A 21,947-nucleotide genomic window follows, 5' to 3' on the forward strand; every position below is an offset into this window, starting at 1 on the left:
TTAGCATCAGTTCTTTTTGACAAAGAATCCATATTTTATTGTCTACTTAACAGGGTGAGCACTAACCCTAATTGCAGACACCCAATAAAAAGGCGCTATTATGAATGCCTCCACAACTATTTAGATATAATTCGTAATATATATTTTTTTTGACCAGTCAGTATTATACTAATTATATAAACTAAAGTAATATACACTATTTTTAAAAGTCCAGATATATATATAGTTTTTACTAACTTTTCAGGATACATAATAGCAGCTATAAATAAAATTACTCCTATTATTATGTATGGTAATAGTTCTTTCAGAAATTTACTGAATCTCTTTTTAAAAGCAAATACAATTAAGAAGAAATAACTAACCACAAAATTAGCTATAAAAGATAGTGATACCCACAGCGCCAAAGCATATATTGTTCTACCACTAAATATACCTATCAATATTGAAATAACTGTTACTATTGTATTTATACACCCTTGCAAAAATAACATCTTCGTATTTCCTAAAGCTTGAAAAGCAGCACCTGAACTTGAATTCATCATCTGTGTAGCAATCGATATGGCAAGTAGCTTAAAGCAAATAATCGAATTACTCCAATTACTTCCATACATGATGTTTATAATTTCTGGTGCAGCAAAAATGCATATTGCCTCTGCCCAAACCCCTACTGCCATCAACAATTTTAAAATACTCATATATTTTTGATAAAGAATATCTTTATTATCTTGATAGTCTGATAAAATTGGATGCAATACAGGGGTAATCACTCCAGCTAGATTACTTACTGGATATTGCATCAAAGTATATGATTTATTATAGTAACCCAACTGTGTACTTCCAATAAAACGTCCAGCTAATAAATTATCCAAATTTCTTGAAAAATAATTGAGTAAATTAAACAAAAATTGAAAACCTGAATACGATGCAATTTTTCTCACAGCCGAGTTATTATATTTAAATTTAAACTTAGGCTTAGTAGTTAAATAATTCCACAGATAAGTAAAAAATGCCGATAATATTGCTTGAAATACCAATGCATAGTATCTAGCACCAAAAAATGCTAATACAATCGTGATTACAACAGAAATTACATAGACAACTAAAGTTCTAACTGCAATCGCAACAAATTTCTTTTCACGATTTAAAATTCCATTAGGAACCATATTCCAAGTATTAAATAACAAGGAAAAGCCCAATAACTGTCCGACTCTGATATAGACGTTACTTCTATAGAAACTTGCAATTCCATACGAAGCAAAAAAGAAAACAACTGTTAAAATTAGTCCAAGATAAACAGAAAATGTATATATTTGATTAATATCTTCTTTTGTTAAATCTTTCCTTTGAATAATAGCAGTTCCTAACCCCATGTCTGAGAAAATAGAGAAGAATGTTGTAAAAACAGTTACAACAGCTACAATTCCATAGTCATGTGGAGTTAAAAGTCTAGCTAAGACTACCTCAACAACAATTGAAAGTAAAACCTTAGAATATTTACCAATCGCATTAATCATGGCAGCCCTTTTAATTGAATAACTTTCTGATTGCATATAAAAATCCTTTCAACTATGTTAATCAGTAAATTTACTAATAAGATTATACTCTCTATTCAGTAAAGACCAATACATATCATTCTGATTTAATTCAACATTAACCTTAGTTAGCCCATTCTCTGCAGCGCCTGGTAATTCAATACGTACTCTATCTACTTTAGAGTCACATAAGACAACAGGTACCCTTCCAACTAATTCAACAGCTTTAAGCCATAGATCATCAACTGATATATACTTATTAATTTCATTGACATTTAACAATTCAGATAACTTTAATAAATGAGGCGGATAAAGAACACCTCCCACACCCGTAGCCAATAAACTAAGTGATGGTTTAAAAGACTTTTCAGTTAGATCCCAAGTATTATATGATAAAAATTCTCCATTTTTTACCCTAATATTTCTTGCTCTTCCGGCTGTAATAGCATGTGGAAATTTCTTATAAGTTTTATATAACTCCTCAACAAGATATTTACTGTAGAGACAGTCATCATCTGTAGTTATAACAATATCATTAGGAAATTCCTTCATAGCATAATAATACTTCTTATGTGGCCGTAAATCATCCTTAACATACCTTATCTCCAAGCCGTATTTTTGTAGTTTCAGAACTTTTTCAGGAAGATATTTTTTATCATCCTCAACTATGTACAAAATAATTTTATTAGGCTTCATAGTTTGTAATAAAAGAGTCTTCACACATGAATCTAAAGTTGAAAATCTCTTATGATAGCTTGTTAATGAGACAATAATTTTTTTATTTCTTTTACTATTCGTTTCAATACCTATCTTTTTTATACTCATAAACTTGACATATGGAATTTTTAACCTTTTTCTTATGCCATAAATATATCTTCTACACGTCGAAATTAATTTTTGCATAATTAGCAATATCACCTCTTTCTGTTAGTGTTATAGTATTCTTTCTTATAGCTACTTCCCAATATAAATAATTATACAAATCCAGAGTTCCAGAAAAATTCGTATGGTATTGCATTCATATTTATAACTGTACGTGTAAAGAAATATATCACATAGAATAAGAAAATCATACTATAAGAAATCACTTTATTTCTTCTATCACTAATATTAGAAATTGCCTTTGAAATCAAAAGAATACTAAAAATTCCAAAATATATAGTTAATCTATAAGTATCGCTAATAACATTGGCAAACGGATAAATAGCTGCTCCTAAAGTGACAATATTAAATAGTATCTTTCCTTCATAAGTTTTATTAGCCTTACTATACGACGTAAATAATAGAATAACGATATAAATTAGCATTGGAAAAATTGAAATGCTACCACTTGTATCGTATATTCCATTTTCTGTATATCCTCGTAATCTATCAGACATAAAAAAATACGCTACATTAGGTGCTAATTTAGAAATAAAATATGTACTTATTATTATTATGTAATTTTTTTTATCGGCCTTTAGCAAATGTGCTGCAGGATACGCAATTATAAAGCAGATCGCTGTTTCATGTATTAACGTAGCAATAAAAACTAGTAATAAAAACTTCACGATTTTTTTATTATATACATATTTTAGTGATAATAATAAAATAGATACAGCTACCATTTGCCGAATCAAATAGAATGAGTACAAATAGAACATTGACACAAAGGCAATAAAACTCAATAAATACTCATCAGAATATTTATAAATCACATAACAAACAGAATATATATATGGTATGCTAATTATCATTAAATAGTATCTATAGTTCGTACCAGTAAAAATGGTTAAAAATTTGGTTATCAGTGCAAAAATATGCCCCATCTGCTTAAAATTATCAATAGCATTTGACCAACTACCCAAATTTGCAACATTAAATGCCGGATAATACACATTTAATGTATCATTTACTCCTAGATATACACTTCGCAGTGCAACCAATAGATATAATAGAATACCTATAACTATACAATAGACTAATACTCCAAAATTTTTGGTTATTGGAATCTCGCTATCCAATGTATAAACCTTAATCTTACTTCTAGTAAAAATAATTCTTCCAACTATTATTGACATAAATAGTAATATATATACTATCATCAGATACCTCTATTTTCTTCTATAAAACTAATAATTTTAGGTGCTATATTATTAGAAAAATTCTTCACTGACCATTCATGTGCATTAATAATAATCTTATTACTATCATCGCTAGCAATCGCTTTTTCTATATTTTTGACCAAATCGTCTATATTTCCACTTTTATATAAATATCCAGTAATTCCATCTTTCACAAGTTCAGCAGTTGCGCCACTATCAGCACCTATAACTAAATTTCTATAATACATTCCCTCAATAGTCACTCTACCTAATGCTTCCATTTTTGAACATACTAATTCCATATCATAATTTCTACGGATAGTGCTTATATCTTTAGTAAATCCCTTTAGGTGGACATTGCTAATACTATTATCATTAATATACTTTCTTAAAGTATTTTCGAGAGATCCTTTACCATATATATCTAACGAAAATTCATATCCATCCTCATAAACTTTGGAAGCAGCTTTTACTGCATCCATTACACCCTTATTTTCAAGTAATTGTCCTACAAAAATCGCTCTTACTTTCTTATCATTAAATCTTGGATTTTCATTTACAATGTTCTTATTATAAGAAATCTGGTTATATATAACTTTACTACTTTTGAATTTGTATTTTTTCAAATAATAACTCTCTATTGCCTTACTTATAAAAATAGCATTTGACTTAGAAGCCAAATCACGAATCATTTCAAGATTCTCATGTTCTAGTCCATGGTCTAAATCCATAAACTCTCTAACATGCCAAAAATGTGGAATATCTAAACTAGTTGCTATATCTGCACCTATCCAAACTGAAAATGTATTAGATAATATAACATCAGGGGAAATATCTTGTATAAGTGATAGGAGTCTTTTCCTTATACTTTGTTTATAACACACTTTCATATAACAACTTTTGATGGTCAGCTTTACATTTTCTAAACCACTTTTCTTTCGTAAATGTTTTGCAGTAGCAAAATAATTACCATTTACTACATGAACATTCTTTGCTATATTATCAAAATCATGACTTTTTACACCTGATTTTGGTAATATAATCCAATATTCATTGCTAGTATCATTTTTAATCCAATCAACAAGTGACATATTAGCACCTGAAAGGAACGCATCACCATTAAATACACATATCTTCATCAAAAATCTACTTCCCATTCATTTGTTACTCAATATATTCATCTTACTTTAACCCATTTATTTTGATTAAAGTCATACCTTTTTATAACTCTAGCAGGACAGCCAACCGCAACCGAGTAATCGGGAATATTATGAGTGACTACACTATTTGCCCCTATAACACAGTGTTTACCAATATTAACATTTCCTATAATAGATACATTTGTCCCTATCCATGTATCTCTCCTAATTACCACACCTTTGGTGTATACAACATCGTCCTGCTCTAGAATTGGAATATTTATATTAGAATAATTATGATTGTAGTCAGCTATAAAAACATTAGGGCCAGTAAATACATTATCTTCGATAATAACACTATTTTTGCAACCTATTCTTGAAAACTGACCTATCATTACGTTATTTCCTATAATGAGACCTTTATTTTTGGGGAATGTTGCGATAAAACAATCTGAATGCACTGTAACGTTTTCCCCAAGTTTCATAAATCCCTTACCTGTAACTCTCGACCTCACCCCAACAAACAAATTACTTCCAAACATTCTATACCGTACAGCATAATAAAATGTATTTGAAAAAGCTTTTTTAAAGAAACACTTGATTTTTCTAATCATTATATTTATCAACAACCTCTTTTATAGCCTCTAAATATCCAAAACCATCTTTATCATCAGGTTCGAGATAGGCGCCTTCACTCCATTCATTCCAAGCATTAATCACACAAAATTCCTCACTTATATTTTCTCTATCTGAGGTGTAAAATTTTTCAAAGTACTTTTTAAATTTAGGAACTGTTTTCCCCTTTACTATCATACTTTCTTTGCCTTTTCTCGCGGAATTATCCCAACCACTGAAAGCACCAGAAATAATAGTTTTTGAATCATAAGTTCTTTTCCTATTCAAAATATAAGACCAGATTTTGTCGAAAGATTGATAATCCGTCATCTTTAACTTCTTTATGATAAATCTCTTTAGTAAATTAAACTTACTAATATCAAAAAATAAAGAATACCTTGGTTCAAATTCGTAAACAGCATCACTTTTTTTAGAAAATAATTTTGGATTTCTAGGATATATGTACTCAACAGTATATATTCCTGCAAAACCTGCTTCTTTACAACGCATATCAAAATATTCAATCATTTTATCATAATTCGGTATTTCCGAGGGATTATATATATATAACATTGGTTTATTATCTACTTTTATATATCTTTCATCCTTAAAAAATTTTTCCCAATAATCAAAATGTTGTTTCCAATCTTGCTCTCCAGGATATAATTGCTCTAATAAAGTTTCTGGATCTCTTCCATGCCAAGTAGTAATCCAAGTTTGGTTAGCCCAACTAAAACAATAATTAATATCAATATCTGGGTTATTTAAAAGCATTTCTGCCGGTTTTTCAAATAACATTCTTCCATTTCCAAACCAGTAATGATAGAAAATAAAGCCATAAACATTATACTTTTTAGCTATTTCTGCTTGATATTTTAAATCATTAACATTAGAAAGATCATAATAATAATCATCTTTAGGCTTCATAGGTTGGTAATGTCCTTTAAACAAGGGCTTTCCAGATTTTACATTAGTCCACTCTGTAAAACCATCTCCCCACCATTTATTATTCTCTGGAATCTCATGAAATGCCGGTAAATGGACTGCTAGAACTTTTTTACCCATACTTCTTATTCCATCTCCTTTTTCAAAATTTTTTGTATTCCAACATCATATACTTCATTTCTATCGTATTCAATAAAGAAATCCCAATTTCTTTTTCCGTCTACATCAGCCATACCACGGTTAAATTTCTTTATAGCTTCATCTCTACTTTTACAGAAATAATGATTAATTCTAAATTTTGAATACGTTACTTCATAATCAACTGCTCCATTAAACTTATGTTCATTTTCATTTATATTATAAACTCCATGCCTATAACACGGAAAATGTGGATTAGAAATCACAATTACTTTACGAGGATTAAAAATAGTTTTTACAGCAATATGGTTTTTAAAATTATCTGCTGCTCTATAAGTATATTCATCTAACACGTTTCCGGCGGGTTTATGAATATGTCCCGAACTGCCAAAACAGCACCAATGAATTCCCATGCCCCCATAACTATAGTTCTTAGATAATATTTTATCTATATCAGAAATATTACCAGTTTCTCTTGGAAAAATAAATTCATCTAAATCTAAAGCTGCAATATATTTACAATCATATCTATGTTTTTCAACAGCATCATTATAGGCAAAACACTGCCTTTTTTCACCAGGATAGTTAATTAAATCAACTATACCCTGTTTAATATATCCACTTAATATCGCCTCTATATTATCAGTACTATTATTGTTATATATATAAAATTTTTGAAACCCTACTTTTTTATGATAATCAATCCACTCTTTTATATATGGAGCCTCATTCTTAACAATTGCTACTATTGCATAATCATATTTATAGCTATCTAATTCTTTAGGACGTGTAAAAAATGTCAAATACTTAAAAAATCCATACAGTACTAGTGGTAGGAACAGTAACGCCTTAAGTATACTTGGTAACATAGAATCACGTAATTGTCTAGCTGGTTTCATCCAAATTATATATCTTAAAAATTTACTTTTTTTCAAAGCATTAACCATGTTTTATCCTCACCTCCCATTTCAATAAATTTATAACAAAAACTAATCTGTTACGAATCATCTTTCTTAACGGCAAATGCTGCATTGTCGATACGTTCTCTCCATGTCTTCTATAATAAATTAATTTTTCTGGAATAAAGACACTCTTTCCAACTACTTCAGAGATAATACCTATCCATTGATCATGCATGTGTATATTATCTGGTATTGGCAATATGTAATCCAGTATCTCTTTTCTAAACGCCATACAACAACCTATATATGAATTTTTAACAATATTTTTTATAATTCCACTTTTAGAATTTCTCGTCGAAAAAAAAGAACCAATCACTATATCCATATTATTATCTATAACAGCTGCATCATGTATTACAAGTGTTACGTTACTATCTTTGAAAAATCGTTGTGTCATTTCAACTTTATTATCCATCCAAATATCGTCTTGGTCTGTCAAATATATATATTCACCTGAAGCATGACGTAGTGCATTTTCAAAGTTAGCTTTAACTCCCTTATGGGGGCCTTCATACACTTTTATATTTTTGAAATTTTTCCTGTAATCCTGTATTATCTCCAAAGTTTCATCTTTAGAACCATCATCAGAAATAATAATTTCATCATTGTTAGAAAGATTCTTGATAATGCTTTCTAATTGCTTTGAAATATACTTTTGGCCATTATATGTTGCCATACAAACAGATATCATTATTTAAGCTCTCTCCTAATATTTTATAATTTATAGCTTACAAACATAATTTGCCTAATAATATTAATCATTAATTATCTTCAAATAACGTGATAACGCATCTTGCCAAGTAGGAAGTGGATCAAAGCCATTTTCAACTAATTTAGATTTATCTAAACGGCTATTAAATGGTCGTGCAGCTTTAGAGACTCCATATTCAGCAGTTGTCACTGGAGTAACCTTTACATTTTTACCTGATTGTTTAAAGATTTCTTTTGCAAAGTCTGCCCAAGAAATATAACCACCTTCATTAGTTGCATGATAGTAACCATACTTATCTGTTTCTGTCATGTCAACTAAAAGCCTAGCCAAATCATAAGTGTATGTTGGGGTTCCAATCTGATCAGAAACAACAGTTAATTCATCATGGTTTTCTGCTAACTTCAACATTGTTTTAATGAAATTAGCACCATTGACACCAAAGACCCAAGCAATTCTGACAATAAAATATTTGTCTAAAGTGTTAGCCACAGCTAATTCACCATCTAATTTAGTTTGACCGTATACATTTAATGGTTTATAGTCCTTGCAATCAGGTTTCCATGGTTTTTTTCCTTGACCATCAAACACATAATCAGTAGATAGATATACCATCTTTGCATCAATTTTCTTGGCCGCATTTGCAATGTTTTGAGTCCCATCTACATTGATTGCACGAACTTTAGCTTGCTTGTCCTCATCTTCTGCTGCATCTACCGCCGTCCAAGCTGCACAATGTACGATAACATCTGGATCAACCATCTCAATTATCTTTTGCACTTCGTCATTATTTGTAATATCTAGTGAAACATATTCAGCAGTTGTTACGTAACTGTCGTCTTGTATGCCTGCATATTCTGGAGCTAAGTCAGTTCCTACCCCAACATACCCGCGCTTATTTAACTCATTCATAACGTCATGGCCTAATTGACCTGCAACACCAGTCACAAAATATTTCATTTTAAATCCCCCATTCTTTTAGTTTTTACCATATCATATAACTAGTAATATTAAGTCTAGATCCACTTGTAGCCCCATTTTTTAAAGTAATGTCTCATTGATTCTATATGATACTTAAAAAGTTTCTTATTTTTATGTGAACCTCTTTGCCATTTATGGACTACAGTTGCACCTGGAAAATACATTAATTTAGATACTTGATTTACCCTCTTGCAAAGATCAGCATCTTCCATATACATAAAGTATCTTTCATCAAAACCGTTAATTCTTTTAAATAATTCCGTTTTGATTACGAGAAAGCTTCCTTGCCCAAAGGGAACTTGAAATGGTTTTGAATAGTCTTCATACTGCATCGTATGCCATTCTTGTCGTTTTTTGAAGTTATTTTTAAAAAACATTCTAACAAACATATCAAATATAGTTAATTCTTGCCTATATACAGCAACTCTATTGCCTGTTTCATCTACTATATTAGGAATAACCATTCCAACAGAGGAATTATTGTCTAAATACTCTATTATAGGTGAAAAAGCATCTTCGTTAAAAATAACATCAGGATTCATAATGCAGTGATATTTAGAAGTAAGTATTGGTAATATATAATTATTTCCTTTACCAAAACCTAAATTTTCCTTAGCATCTATATATATTACATCATTGTATCTACTTAATATATTGTCTATTTTTTCTTTTTCATTTTTAGTCGCATTCTCACTACCATTGTCGATAATATATATCTGCTTTCTAATTTTATTAGATGTATACTTTTCAAGTGATGAAATAGCCACTCTAATATCATCGAAATTATGATAGGCAATTATACATACACTTAAGTCTATAGACATATACTCCCCCTATAATTTCTTATCTAATCTAAATTTAAAAAAACTTCTATGTTATCATAATTTACAACTAAAATAACTAGAAACATGTTTTATTCTATCTTATATTTTTTTCTTATTCAATATATAGCAAGTGTTATTCTTGTAACTATAATAATATTTCTGTTTCATATAAATTTAATCTATGCTTCTTATTTTCTTGATTTTTCTGATATTCCAATCTAGACACAGGACCAATTTTATAATTTAACGCTTACTTGCATAAACTTTTATATTTCTTCTATATTTTAATATACCAATAATCAAAATAAGCCTATTATTACTTTATAGCAGCAGTAATAGATTTAAAAATAAAAGAGAGAATAAACATCTTTCTAACCAAAGAAAGAATACCATATCTCATAAATTACAGTATTAAATTTTAATCATCATATCTATGTTCCCATTCTGGACTGGAACCTGTTTTACCAATGGATTTTACCTTATATTCTCCATCTTCTTTTTCAATTTGAGTACCGAATTATTGCACTTTACACTAGAAAGAATACTACAAATACATTGAAATTTACTGGATTGCTTATACTAGATGAAATTATCCCAGTATTTTTCACTAATCTCACATTTAAAATGTATGTTTCCATGAAGTAACCAACCAATTCCAATAATTCATAAATACTTCTTTCATTTTACTATCTAAAGTCTATTTGTATCTGTTAATATTAACCGTTATTAATATTTTTCCTTACTAATTGATATCCACCAAATATACAAAATTTTGCGTCTTCTTTTATGATGAACCATAATTTTGAAACTTATCCATGATAAATCTTCCTAACACAAATATGTCTGTACTATGCTGTTATAAAATTTAATTTATTTCAGAACATTCAATTTAGCTTTTAGTTTCAATACTCTTTTCACTGAATTGTCAATTTACTTTTGTGATATATCTCCACGTTTTATTGCATCTTTGATAGCTGGTATTCCATCTACATAACCATTGCTTAGTAACATATCATTTCCTGCTTCAATCGCCATCACATCTATATTCGTGTTTTGTTTCTGCGCAAAGCTAGTCAATGCTCCCATTCCCATATCATCCGTAATAATAACACCTTTAAATTTCAATTCTTTTCTTAAAATTTCATGTACTGGTTTTGATACAGAAACTGGTCTACTTGCATCCAAACTATTAACAACGACATGGCCTACTAGTACTGAATCGGCTTTAGCTCTTATTCCAGCTTTAAATGGCAAAAAATCATTTTTCTTAACTTCTGCTGCACTACGTTCATCACTTGCAAAGCCTGTATGAGTATCTCCAGATGAGCCATATCCTGGAAAATGTTTCAATGTTGCAGCCACTTGCTGCTTTTGAATTGCTGGTACAACTTTTGATACATATTGTGCTGTCAATTTATAATTCTGTCCCAGTGTCCTGTTATATATAAAGCTATTTGGATCATCCGAAACATCAGCAACTGGTGCAAAGTTCCAATTAATACCTAAACTTCGTAAAACTTTAGCCACACTACTATATTCTTTTACCACTCCAGTTATTCCGGATTATTTATATATCTCTTGTGGTGAAGGAAAACTTCTTCCGTTTGTTAATTGTGGACTTATACTCAATCTAGATACAGTCCCACCTTCTTGATCAGTAGCGATAAATAATCCGTACTTACTAGCGTCTTGAAATTTTATATCTTTCTGTTTCATTAAATCTACATTCTGATTACTAAAATCTTCTCCAAATAGAACAATTCCCCCTAAATTATATTTTTTTATATCATTTGTCATCTTATTAGTATCGCCAGAACTAGGACTCATATACAATTGCCCTATCTTTTCATCTAATGTCATTCCATTTACAATTTTCTGAATTTTTTTATCAGAAATATTCTTAGCGAATGCCTTGTCTTGAAAAACTATTATACATGACAAGAATATCATAGCTACTAATAAAAATTTTTTCACGTAAATTCTCCTTTTACATCGACAACTAAAAATAATAGTAACACAAGATTATATATACTAAACAAAATATGTATCTTAAATAATATCTTTATAAAAAAATGCCAATGTTATCCTATTTTGCCAATCTAGACACAGGACCAATTTTCTAATTTCTGCAAATTTAACGCTTACTTGCATAAATTTTTATATTTCTTCGGTGTCTAAATACGCAAATAACTGAAATAAGCCTATCATTACTTTATGGTTGTAATAATAGACTCAAAAAAAATTATTTACTTGTTAATTTTACTTAACTTCACTTAAAAATTCATCCAACGCTTCTTTCCAATCCGAAAATACAAAGCCAGTTTCTTTAGCTAACTTCATTACACTATAATGTGGTCTAAATGCAGCTGTTGGATATTGATCTGAAGTTACAGGTTGAACATCCACATCTGTATCTTTCAATATCTCTTTAGCAAATTCATACCATGAGCATTGACCATCATTACAGCAATGATATACACCATATTCAACCTTATTATCTACTAAGTATGTCAAAAATTCTGCTAATGTTCTAGTCCATGTAGGACGTCCTACCTGATCATCAACAACTGTCAACTTATCATGATTCTTTGCTAGATTTAACATAGTGTACACGAAGTTATGTCCCCATTGTCCATATACCCAAGCCGTTCTAATTATGTAGTACTTATCGCAATATTTTTGTACTGCTTCTTCACCAGCAAGCTTTGCTTTACCATATTCATTGCGTGGACCTTTAGGGTCATCTGGTAAATACTCACCACTTGTACGATTACCATCAAAGACATAATCAGTACTTACATAAAGCAATGTTGCCCCAACTTTTTGACATGCCTTAGCAATATTTTCTGTTCCATCAACGTTAACTTTCCAGTTAAGTTCTTTACCTTCTCCTTCAGCCTTATCCACCGCTGTATAGGCTGCACAATGATAAACTACTTCTGGTTTATTCTTTTCAAAGTAAGCATCTACTGCCTCTTTGTCTGTTATATCTAATCCTTGTGAATCTTCTGCTAGATATTCTTGCCCACGTCCATCTAACAGATGTTGCATTTCTTGACCTAATTGTCCATTTGCACCAGTAATTAAAATTTTCATTTAATATCTTCCTTCCAATGATAAAGTAAAACCCCAGGAAAACCTGGGGAAATTTTTATTGCCCATTTTTAGCATATTTAGCTTCAACTGCAGCCTTTTGATCTTGCCACCATTCACGATGGTTAGTATACCAATCGATTGTTGCTTTTAGGCCTTCTTCAAAATTAGTGTATTGAGGTTCCCAACCTAATTCATTGCGTAATTTACTTGCATCAATAGCATAGCGCAAATCATGTCCTGGACGATCTTTAACTTGATCGTAAGCGTCTGCTGGTTGTCCCATTAATTTCAAGATTAATTCTAAAACTTCTTTGTTGTTCTTTTCACCGTCAGCACCGATTAGGTATGTTTCGCCAATCTTACCTTCATTCAAAATCTTCCAAACAGCACTTGAATGATCATTAGTATGGATCCAATCACGTACATTCTTACCTGTTCCATATAATTTTGGACGAATACCACTTAAAATATTTGTTATCTGACGTGGAATAAATTTTTCGATATGCTGGTAAGGACCATAGTTATTTGAACAATTGGAAATAGTTGCTTTTAATCCAAATGAACGTACCCATGCTCTAACTAACAAATCTGAACTTGCCTTTGAAGATGAGTAAGGACTACTTGGTTTATATGGAGATTCAGGTGTGAATTTTTCACCTGGACCTTCACCATGTCCTGGTAAATCTTCACGTAATGGTAAATCACCATAAACTTCATCAGTAGAAACATGATGGAAACGTACATCGTACTTAGTACATGCTTCAATTAGAACTGATGTCCCAACAATATTAGTTTGAATAAAAGGATCAGGATTTCTAAGTGAGTTATCATTATGACTTTCAGCAGCATAATGTACCACCGCATCAGCATTTTGAACTAACTTATCTACTAATTCCTTATCACAAATATCTCCGACAACTAACTCTACACGATCTTGTGGCAAGCCAGCAAGATTTTCTTTATTTCCAGCATATGTTAGCTTATCCAATACTGTCACATGAACTTCAGGATGATTATTAACTACATAATGTACAAAGTTTGAACCGATGAATCCAGCTCCACCAGTCACAATAATATTCTTAAACATCAAGATACCTCCTAAATTTCGCCATAGACAAACGGATTGTCTTTTTCAAATTCTGTCAAAGTAGGTTGGTTAGCATCTTTTTCAGATGTAATGGCCTTGTCTAAGTCTATTGGCCAATCAATATTAAGTTCAGGAGTCTTGAAGGAAATACCACCATCAGCTTCTGCATCATAGTAATTATCACATTTATAAAGAAAGTTAACGTTGTCTGTTAAAGTAACAAATCCATGAGCATAACCTTTAGGTACTAGCAATTGACGATGATTACTTTCAGATAAGATGTATCCTTCCCACTGTTTGTATGTAGGAGATCCCTTACGTAAATCAACAATTACATCTAAAACTGCCCCAGTTGCTACTCGGATCAACTTTGTTTGTGCAGCTTTACCACGTTGAAAATGCAAACCACGTAAGACACCTGCTTGAGTAGAAAGAGAGTGATTATCTTGAATAAAATCAAAATCAATTCCAGCTGCTTTGAAATCACGATCTGAATAACTTTCTGTGAAGAATCCACGGTTATCTCCAAACACTGCCGGTGTAATTAATTTAACATCTTGTAATTTTGTTTCTTTTACAATTAATTTTCCCATTATTATTGCTCCTTAGCTAATCTTAATAGATATTGACCATAATCATTTTTCTTCATTGGTTGTGCTAGTTCAACTAATTTTTCTTTACTTATGTAACCCATACGGTAAGCAATTTCTTCTAAACAAGCTACTTTCAAATTTTGACGTTTTTGAATTGTAGCAATAAAACTAGCAGCTTCCATCATAGAATCGTGAGTACCTGTATCTAACCAAGCATATCCACGTCCCATTAACTTAACATCTAGTTTACCTTCATCTAGATATAATTTATTAATATCTGTAATCTCTAGCTCACCACGATCAGAAGGCTTTAAATTCTTGGCTTTTTCTACGACTGTATTGTCATAGAAGTATAAACCAGTAACTGCATAATTGCTCTTAGGATTTTCAGGCTTTTCTTCAATTGATAAAGCCCTCATATTACTATCAAAATCTACAACACCAAATCGTTCTGGGTCATTTACATGGTAGCCAAAGACTGTTGCCCCATCTGTCTTTTGAGCAGCTTCTTGCACAAGCTTAGATAAGCCAGATCCATAGTAAATGTTATCCCCTAAAATTAAACAAACTGAATCGTTGCCGATAAAATCAGCTCCTAAAATAAAGGCTTCTGCCAATCCATTAGGTTTTTCTTGAACCTTATAAGTTAATGATATTCCTATTTCAGAACCATCACCTAATAATTGTTCAAATAATGGCGTATATTCTGGAGTAGAGATAATTAAAATATCTTTTATGCCTGCTAACATCAAAGTTGATAATGGATAATAAATCATCGGTTTATCATAAATTGGTATTAATTGCTTAGAAATACCTTTAGTTATAGGATAAAGACGTGTACCGCTACCACCAGCTAAAATTATACCTTTCATATAACTACCTACCCTAACTAATTAATAATATAATACACTTTTATAATACTATACCGTTACTCTATAATCTAGGTACTAATTATCTAGAGACATACTTTATATATATATCCCCTAATAACTGTCTAGATTGAAGGTAACAATCCTTATACATTGACATAGGTACTATTAGTAATGGATTACCTGTTTTATAAAATTTATTCCTTATGTTTAGATATTTTCTATTTCTTTTTATAATTTTTAATTTCTTATCCTTTTCAGTTATTGTATCATCGTCCTTTACATAATCAATTAGATCTTTACAATAATCCAATGCCATATTAATCCACTTGATACGTGCTTCTGAGTTTCTATTTTTCCTAACTTCAACTGAAAAAGTACTATCATCATGTCTACGATAATCTATCATATCTTTGTTATAATTATATAGTCCATCTGCAAATAGACCTAATTTCCAAAAATAGTCATCGTGTGCGTATTCTAAATTATAATAATTCTTACTTTTTTCTACTATTTCTTTTCTAATACAAAATACACACCCTGGTGCATCAACTTTGAATATATGTTTTCCCCATGAAACTTTTTCTAATTTTTCGTTTTGATCACTACTTTGTTCTCGCTTACTGTTATCATATAAATTAGTTACATTTGTTGTTAAAACTTTTATTTGAGGATTATTAATCATAATATCTTCCATGACTTTTAATTTATCCTTATGCCATATATCATCCTGATCACAAGGAAATACTAAATCTCCGGTAGAACTCCATATCCCCTCTACAAAGTTTCTTCTCCAACCCTTATTTTCTTCGTTAACTATTACTTTCCAAGTATTATTCAAGTTGTTCTTAATAATATATTTTTCTATGAATTCAGGAGTTCCATCATTTGATCCATCATCAAATATTAAAACTTCATCTGCTTTTCTTTCCTGATTAACAATTGATTCAAGTTGTTCTTCTATATATCTTATTCCATTATATGTCGTCATTACTATTGATAGTTTCATTCTTATACTCCTTCCCTGAATTTACAAATTCGGTTGCAACTATTCCAAGGACTATTAATAATAGCGTTAAGACACTTATTCCAAATGTGAGGTAATTCCACCATGTTGCCTTAGAACTAATTTGAATCATATCTCCGCGTTTAACTTTTAATTTTAAAATACTACCTACTTTTATCTTTGTATTTTTTCCATTCACTTTTACTTCGTAAGGAATACCTTTATACAGTAGGAAAGGTACTTGGTTAGCTTTTTTATCCATTCTCAAAGTTATGCTGTCATAACTTACTTTAACTATATTTGATTTTGGAATACCTCGATTTAGTACAGGTTGTTTATTTTTATTAATCAAAATATAATCGTCCCAACCACTATATGGAGTAGAGATTTTCTTAATATAATTACTATTGTTTATTAAGTTGTCATTCACAGCATTGTGGTACGTTCTAACAGATCCTATAGCTAATACTGACATCATCATAAATAAAAAAAACAAGCTTGATTTCACATTTATTTTGTCAAAATTTACTTTCAAAAATAAAACACAACCAATTGTCAATAAAAGCATTACTATTGACAATAACCTTCCTGTAAATTGAATAACACCTACTGGCGATTGTGATAATTTAGTTGGTAATGGAATTACATTCAAAGTTAATATGTATACAATTCCTGCCCCTAAGATATATCCTTTCCATTTTCCATTATTTTTAGATGTCACAGCTATTACTAGCAAGATGCTTAGTAATATAAAACACATAATTCCTATATTAAAAATTGTACTTTTCTCAGTTATATCATTCTGCAACATTGCTTGTAGTGTTTCCCACATATCAATAGCACCTATTCCACGCCAAGTTGTTGCTATTCTATTTTTCAATGCTATATTGCCAATATTGATAATTGTAAACGCAACAAGAGGAATTGATAAAAATCCTGCACTAACTATATGATATATTTCTTTTAAACTTATTTTTCTAGAAATAATACGATATAATTCAGCAACAACAATCAGTAATAATGCTAAGATTGATGATATCATATGCGAATTAATAACCATTCCCATTCCTAATGCTAGATATAATATTCCTAATTTTTCATTATTCCAAATTAAATAGCATCCCAACATTACTAATGGTAAAAAAGTATAGGCTAAAGCTTCGCCTAGTGCATTCCTTGAATACATCAAAGTTAAATGATAGGCGTTAAGTTGATAAAGAACTATACCTATCAATCTTATGTAATAATTTTTACTTAACTTTCTGACTAGTAAGTATGTATTCAAAATTGTTAATATATTCAATAGATAAAAACCTATAAACAATGCGTGCATAGGACTATTCAGTAGTACCCTAGGGATAATAAACATTAATCCAGATAACCATGGATACATTCCATTGAATACTTCCCCCACGTTACCATAACCCATAAAGTTCACAATTGGTGGTAATTCCTTATTTTTTATGGCATCTGCAATAGATTCAAATCTTATTAGATGTATTTGACCGTCCCATGTTAATCTAAATGTATGCCCTATAAAAGCTGGGTATGTTGATATCAAAGCTAATAATAAAAAGAACATTAGTAAAATCAGTTTCTGTATTAAATTTTTTCTTTTCATTCTTTCTCTCCTAATTATCTAAAAAATATTCCAATGATGAATCTAATCTTTTAAAATACTCTTCAGGATAATACTCACTAATACTATTTTTTACATCTATTGGGTTTAAATTATTATTAGCTACTTTCTCAATTGCTTTAGTTAATTCTCTTATATTTCCTAGTGGATAGCTATATCCATTTATATTTTCTTTTACAATATCATCATAGCTCTTAAATTTACTTGTTATCACAGGTATACCTCTAGCCACAGTTTCTAACATTACCATAGAAAGTCCCTCATACTTTGAAGTCATTATTAAAGCTGATGGCCTTTCCTTTATCTTATCCCATAAATCTGGAGTCCAACCATGCCAAGTGATTTTTTTTGAAACTCCCATCTTTCCAGCATAAATTTGACAAAACTCAAGTTCTTCACCCGTACCATAAATATCTAGATGAACATTATCTATCTCTTTAATTCCCATTAACATTTCACGTAAATTCTTTTGTCCGTCTAACATGACTCTACCCGCATAAAATAGATTAATTTTTTTACTATTATTCGTTTCCGGTAACACATCATATTCTTCTATTGGATTGAAGATTAATTTAATCTTCTCTCTAGGTATTTTTAAATCTTCTAGTTGTTTTTCAATTGTTCTACTAATGGCTAGATGCCCGTCTGCATAAGGCAAAGTATGTTCAGTATCAAACATATCCTGATCAGTTAATGAATAATGGAACCATGATATAACTTGATATTTTTTATTCAAGAATTTTTTGATTTTACTACCTAGTAAAACCATTTTGGGACTCAGTGATATATAGTCTGTATTTTTTTCAAATAAAAATAATCTTAAAATAAAAAGTAACTTAGAAATATTTCCCTTCCCTTTAAACATATTTATTTTTACTCTCGTATCTATCTTCTCTAGCCATTCTTTTTCTTCAGGAATATTACTTAGTGTGAGTGTAATTTCATATTTATTAACTAAATGATTTAATACTTTTATTAATACGGTTTCTGTGCCACCTGTACCGGATAATTCACTACATAAAAAGTTTAATTTTTTCACTATTCCAACCCCCTACAAAATACAATACTTATACTAATAATAAGTATTGCAATAGTACTTATTATGAACGTCACATAGTTCCACCATGTAGCCTTAGAATTAATTTGAATTATATCTCCGCGTTCAACTTTTAATTTTAAAATACTACCTACTTTTATCTTTGTATTTTTGTCATTTACCCTTACTTCATAAGGAATACCCTTATATAGAAAAAATGGTACTTGATTTGCTTTTTTATCTACCTTTAAAATAATACTATTATAACTTGTCTTAGACACAGTGTATCTATGACTCATTTTGCCAATTATAACTTGTTTATTTTTCCCAATTAAAGCGTAGTCCATATCCCCTTCTGTTAGTTTTGAAATCTCTCCAACATAATTGTCATTGTTTATATAATATCTGATTGGATCGTCATTCACAGTATTATGATATGTCCTAACAGATCCTACAGTCAGTAATGACATAATCATGAATAGGAAAATAAAACTTGACTTTGTATTTACTTTGTTAGAATTTTCTTTCAAAAATAAAACACAACTTACTGTTAATAAAATCATTACTATTGATAACAATCTTCCTGTAAATTGAATGATCCCTACTGGAGTTTGTGGTAAGCTAGCTGGCAACGGAATTATATTTAAGGTCAATATATATATAATCCCCGCTCCTAAAATATATTTTTTCCAGCTTCCATTAGCTTTAGATACTATAGATGTCACTAACAAGATACATAGTAATACAAAACATATAATTCCTATGTTGAAAATTATGCTTTTATCAGCTATGTTATTCTGCAACATCGCCTTTAATGACTCCCACATATCAATAGAGTTTATTCCACGCCAAGTTGTTGCTATTCTATTTTGCAGTGATATGTTTGCAATATTGGCAACTGTGAATATAATTATTGGTATTGTTAATATTCCTGCACTAGTAAAATAACCTATCTCTTTTAAACTTAATTTTCTCGTAAATATACTATATATTTCAGCAACAATAATTAATAAAAATGCCAAAATCGATGATATCATATGTGAGTTAATAATCATTCCCATACCTAGTGCTAAGTATAATATTCCTATCTTTTTATTATTCCAAATTAGATAACACCCTAACATCGTCAATGGTAAAAAAGCATAGGCTAAAGCCTCTCCTAGCGCATTTCTCGAGTACATCAACGTTAAATGATAAGCATTAAGTTGATAAAGAATTACACCCATTAATCTTATATAATGATTATTACTCAACTTCCTCACTAACAAATAAGTGTTTAAAATTGTTAATATGTTCAATAGATAAAAACCTATGAATAATGCATGCATAGGACTATTTAACAGTACTCTAGGGATAATAAATATTAATCCTGATAGCCACGGATACATTCCATTGAATACCTCTCCCACATTACCATAACCCATGAAGTTTACAATTGGTGGTAATTCCTTATTTTTTATAGCATCTGCGACAGATTCAAATCTTATTAAATGTATTTGACCATCCATTGTTAATTTAAAGAAATGTCCTATAAACGCTGGATAAGTTGATATGAAAGCTAGTACTAAAAAAAATAGTGCTAACATTATTTTAGATATTAGGTTACTTCTTTTCATCTTTTCCCCCCTCAATTATTTTAATTCCTTCCTATAATTACTCCAGCTTCGCAACCTAAACATCAATCTAGCTAGCGCTCGCATTTTCAGTTTTATGAAAAATACTGGTAAAAATCTTGGTGACATGCAATCCTTTAATTTCATCTGCTTGATAGCTTCATTGATTGTTTTATTTTTTAATAATTCGTTAGATTTACGTACTTTAGAGCCATAATCACTATTATCACCATAGTTAAATATCTCTCTAACCATCATGATATTCATTTGAATTACTGTGTATTGATAAAATGCTTGTTTTAATTCTGGAATATTATTGAAGATATCCTCTTGTACAACCTCTAGAGACTCTATATATCCAGGAATCTTACTTTGTTTATTTTTTCCTCTCATTACTGAAACATTATCTATTGAGTAATGATATAGAATTGTATTATCAGAGGTTATCTTCTTACATTTTTGCATATATCTTACTAAAAACTCACTATCTTCTGATAATTTCAAGTCTTCATTAAACCTTACATTGTTCTCATGTACTGTTTCAGTTCGATAGGCTTTTCCCCAAACCGTCATATATTTGGTTGGATTACTCAACATTACAGATAAAGCTTCAACCCTAGTATTAGGTACTTCTGCTAGTAATACTGGAGTATTACCATGTTCAAAGTTGAATATCACCAAATCACTGTTACTTTGTGCAACTATATTTTTTAAATTCTTTAATGATCCTTCTACATAATAATCATCAGAATCTAAAAATAAGAGATACTCACCTTGCGCTTGATTAATTCCCTTATTTCTTGCGAAAGATACGCCACCAATTGTACTAGTAAAATGGATGTTGCCATTGTCTTTCATAAAATCATGGACTAATTCAACCGTTCCATCTTGAGAACCATCATCGACTATGATGATTTCGTATTCTGATTTATCTAGCTGTTTCGTAACACTTTCAATTGCCCTAATAATTGTCTTTTTCGAATTATATGTAGGTATTATAAACGAAAATGTGATATCCATATTTCCACATCCTATTCTTTTGCCCTGATAAAATAAAAAGCCAGCAAAATTTGCTAGCT

19 protein-coding genes and 1 pseudogene are annotated in these 21,947 nt (G+C 30.2%); all 20 read right to left on the reverse strand.

What is annotated here, in order from left to right:
- Positions 1 to 116 precede the first annotated feature (116 nt).
- A complete protein-coding gene (locus FC55_RS07165; RefSeq protein ID WP_003701122.1) occupies positions 117 to 1,550 on the reverse strand; it encodes a lipopolysaccharide biosynthesis protein in 1,434 nt (477 codons plus the stop codon).
- A 21-nt stretch (positions 1,551 to 1,571) separates the two neighbouring features.
- Positions 1,572 to 2,357 (reverse strand): glycosyltransferase, encoded by a 786-nt coding sequence (locus tag FC55_RS07170; RefSeq protein WP_003701120.1) that lies wholly within the window; start codon positions 2,355 to 2,357, stop codon positions 1,572 to 1,574.
- Positions 2,358 to 2,506: 149 nt separating this feature from the next.
- A complete protein-coding gene (locus tag FC55_RS07175) occupies positions 2,507 to 3,616 on the reverse strand; it encodes an EpsG family protein (protein ID WP_003701119.1) in 1,110 nt (369 codons plus the stop codon).
- Entirely contained in the window at positions 3,616 to 4,755 is a 1,140-nt protein-coding gene (locus tag FC55_RS07180) for a glycosyltransferase family 4 protein (protein WP_099452471.1), read from the reverse strand. The genes FC55_RS07175 and FC55_RS07180 overlap by 1 nt, the downstream gene beginning before the upstream one ends.
- A 38-nt stretch (positions 4,756 to 4,793) precedes the next feature.
- Positions 4,794 to 5,369 carry an acyltransferase gene (locus FC55_RS10225; protein WP_003701116.1) on the reverse strand — a complete coding sequence of 192 codons (576 nt, stop codon included), beginning with the start codon at positions 5,367 to 5,369 and terminating at the stop codon, positions 4,794 to 4,796.
- The gene (locus FC55_RS07190) at positions 5,362 to 6,435 is read right to left on the reverse strand and encodes a glycosyltransferase WbsX family protein (protein ID WP_003701115.1); all 1,074 of its coding nucleotides are present in this window, start codon (positions 6,433 to 6,435) and stop codon (positions 5,362 to 5,364) included. The genes FC55_RS10225 and FC55_RS07190 overlap by 8 nt, the downstream gene beginning before the upstream one ends.
- Before the next feature lie 5 nt (positions 6,436 to 6,440).
- Positions 6,441 to 7,400 carry a glycosyltransferase family 92 protein gene (locus FC55_RS07195; protein ID WP_003701114.1) on the reverse strand — a complete coding sequence of 320 codons (960 nt, stop codon included), beginning with the start codon at positions 7,398 to 7,400 and terminating at the stop codon, positions 6,441 to 6,443.
- Positions 7,393 to 8,091, reverse strand: coding sequence for a glycosyltransferase family 2 protein (locus FC55_RS07200; protein ID WP_003701113.1), 699 nt, complete (start codon positions 8,089 to 8,091; stop codon positions 7,393 to 7,395). The genes FC55_RS07195 and FC55_RS07200 overlap by 8 nt, the downstream gene beginning before the upstream one ends.
- A gap of 78 nt (positions 8,092 to 8,169) precedes the next feature.
- Entirely contained in the window at positions 8,170 to 9,084 is a 915-nt protein-coding gene (gene rfbD / locus FC55_RS07205) for a dTDP-4-dehydrorhamnose reductase (RefSeq protein WP_003701112.1), read from the reverse strand.
- Positions 9,085 to 9,140: 56 nt separating this feature from the next.
- Positions 9,141 to 9,929, reverse strand: a complete 789-nt coding sequence (locus FC55_RS07210) for a glycosyltransferase (protein ID WP_003701111.1) — start codon at positions 9,927 to 9,929, stop codon at positions 9,141 to 9,143.
- Positions 9,930 to 10,859: 930 nt separating this feature from the next.
- Positions 10,860 to 11,879: pseudogene (locus tag FC55_RS07215) on the reverse strand (glycoside hydrolase family 3 N-terminal domain-containing protein).
- 309 nt (positions 11,880 to 12,188) lie between these two features.
- A complete protein-coding gene (gene rfbD, locus FC55_RS07220; RefSeq protein WP_003701107.1) occupies positions 12,189 to 13,025 on the reverse strand; it encodes a dTDP-4-dehydrorhamnose reductase in 837 nt (278 codons plus the stop codon).
- Positions 13,026 to 13,080: 55 nt separating this feature from the next.
- Complete coding sequence (gene rfbB / locus FC55_RS07225) at positions 13,081 to 14,112, reverse strand: dTDP-glucose 4,6-dehydratase (protein ID WP_003701106.1); 1,032 nt, start codon at positions 14,110 to 14,112, stop codon at positions 13,081 to 13,083.
- Positions 14,113 to 14,123: 11 nt separating this feature from the next.
- The gene (rfbC, locus tag FC55_RS07230; protein ID WP_003701105.1) at positions 14,124 to 14,705 is read right to left on the reverse strand and encodes a dTDP-4-dehydrorhamnose 3,5-epimerase; all 582 of its coding nucleotides are present in this window, start codon (positions 14,703 to 14,705) and stop codon (positions 14,124 to 14,126) included.
- A 2-nt stretch (positions 14,706 to 14,707) separates the two neighbouring features.
- Positions 14,708 to 15,577, reverse strand: a complete 870-nt coding sequence (gene rfbA, locus FC55_RS07235; protein ID WP_003701104.1) for a glucose-1-phosphate thymidylyltransferase RfbA — start codon at positions 15,575 to 15,577, stop codon at positions 14,708 to 14,710.
- Positions 15,578 to 15,656: 79 nt separating this feature from the next.
- Positions 15,657 to 16,583 carry a glycosyltransferase gene (locus tag FC55_RS07240; protein ID WP_003701103.1) on the reverse strand — a complete coding sequence of 309 codons (927 nt, stop codon included), beginning with the start codon at positions 16,581 to 16,583 and terminating at the stop codon, positions 15,657 to 15,659.
- Positions 16,552 to 18,201, reverse strand: coding sequence for a glycosyltransferase family protein (locus FC55_RS07245; RefSeq protein WP_003701102.1), 1,650 nt, complete (start codon positions 18,199 to 18,201; stop codon positions 16,552 to 16,554). Before FC55_RS07245 ends, FC55_RS07240 begins: the two co-directional genes overlap by 32 nt.
- A 10-nt stretch (positions 18,202 to 18,211) precedes the next feature.
- Positions 18,212 to 19,258 (reverse strand): glycosyltransferase, encoded by a 1,047-nt coding sequence (locus FC55_RS07250; protein WP_003701101.1) that lies wholly within the window; start codon positions 19,256 to 19,258, stop codon positions 18,212 to 18,214.
- Positions 19,258 to 20,871 carry a glycosyltransferase family protein gene (locus FC55_RS07255; protein ID WP_099452477.1) on the reverse strand — a complete coding sequence of 538 codons (1,614 nt, stop codon included), beginning with the start codon at positions 20,869 to 20,871 and terminating at the stop codon, positions 19,258 to 19,260. Before FC55_RS07255 ends, FC55_RS07250 begins: the two co-directional genes overlap by 1 nt.
- 15 nt (positions 20,872 to 20,886) lie before the next feature.
- Positions 20,887 to 21,888 carry a glycosyltransferase family 2 protein gene (locus FC55_RS07260; RefSeq protein WP_003701099.1) on the reverse strand — a complete coding sequence of 334 codons (1,002 nt, stop codon included), beginning with the start codon at positions 21,886 to 21,888 and terminating at the stop codon, positions 20,887 to 20,889.
- Positions 21,889 to 21,947: the final 59 nt, after the last annotated feature.

Source organism: Ligilactobacillus salivarius DSM 20555 = ATCC 11741 (genome assembly GCF_001435955.1).
Classification (GTDB): Bacteria; Bacillota; Bacilli; order Lactobacillales; family Lactobacillaceae; genus Ligilactobacillus; species Ligilactobacillus salivarius.

What these genes read in the sequence shown, in the direction of transcription:
- FC55_RS07165 (WP_003701122.1), bottom strand. Translation starts at nt 1,550, where the DNA reads ATGCAATCAGAAAGTTATTCAATTAAAAGGGCTGCCATGATTAATGCG.
- FC55_RS07170 (WP_003701120.1), bottom strand. Translation starts at nt 2,357, where the DNA reads ATGAGTATAAAAAAGATAGGTATTGAAACGAATAGTAAAAGAAATAAA.
- FC55_RS07175 (WP_003701119.1), bottom strand. Translation starts at nt 3,616, where the DNA reads ATGATAGTATATATATTACTATTTATGTCAATAATAGTTGGAAGAATT.
- FC55_RS07180 (WP_099452471.1), bottom strand. Translation starts at nt 4,755, where the DNA reads ATGAAGATATGTGTATTTAATGGTGATGCGTTCCTTTCAGGTGCTAAT.
- FC55_RS10225 (WP_003701116.1), bottom strand. Translation starts at nt 5,369, where the DNA reads ATGATTAGAAAAATCAAGTGTTTCTTTAAAAAAGCTTTTTCAAATACA.
- FC55_RS07190 (WP_003701115.1), bottom strand. Translation starts at nt 6,435, where the DNA reads ATGGGTAAAAAAGTTCTAGCAGTCCATTTACCGGCATTTCATGAGATT.
- FC55_RS07195 (WP_003701114.1), bottom strand. Translation starts at nt 7,400, where the DNA reads ATGGTTAATGCTTTGAAAAAAAGTAAATTTTTAAGATATATAATTTGG.
- FC55_RS07200 (WP_003701113.1), bottom strand. Translation starts at nt 8,091, where the DNA reads ATGGCAACATATAATGGCCAAAAGTATATTTCAAAGCAATTAGAAAGC.
- rfbD (WP_003701112.1), bottom strand. Translation starts at nt 9,084, where the DNA reads ATGAAATATTTTGTGACTGGTGTTGCAGGTCAATTAGGCCATGACGTT.
- FC55_RS07210 (WP_003701111.1), bottom strand. Translation starts at nt 9,929, where the DNA reads ATGTCTATAGACTTAAGTGTATGTATAATTGCCTATCATAATTTCGAT.
- rfbD (WP_003701107.1), bottom strand. Translation starts at nt 13,025, where the DNA reads ATGAAAATTTTAATTACTGGTGCAAATGGACAATTAGGTCAAGAAATG.
- rfbB (WP_003701106.1), bottom strand. Translation starts at nt 14,112, where the DNA reads ATGTTTAAGAATATTATTGTGACTGGTGGAGCTGGATTCATCGGTTCA.
- rfbC (WP_003701105.1), bottom strand. Translation starts at nt 14,705, where the DNA reads ATGGGAAAATTAATTGTAAAAGAAACAAAATTACAAGATGTTAAATTA.
- rfbA (WP_003701104.1), bottom strand. Translation starts at nt 15,577, where the DNA reads ATGAAAGGTATAATTTTAGCTGGTGGTAGCGGTACACGTCTTTATCCT.
- FC55_RS07240 (WP_003701103.1), bottom strand. Translation starts at nt 16,583, where the DNA reads ATGAAACTATCAATAGTAATGACGACATATAATGGAATAAGATATATA.
- FC55_RS07245 (WP_003701102.1), bottom strand. Translation starts at nt 18,201, where the DNA reads ATGAAAAGAAAAAATTTAATACAGAAACTGATTTTACTAATGTTCTTT.
- FC55_RS07255 (WP_099452477.1), bottom strand. Translation starts at nt 20,871, where the DNA reads ATGAAAAGAAGTAACCTAATATCTAAAATAATGTTAGCACTATTTTTT.
- FC55_RS07260 (WP_003701099.1), bottom strand. Translation starts at nt 21,888, where the DNA reads ATGGATATCACATTTTCGTTTATAATACCTACATATAATTCGAAAAAG.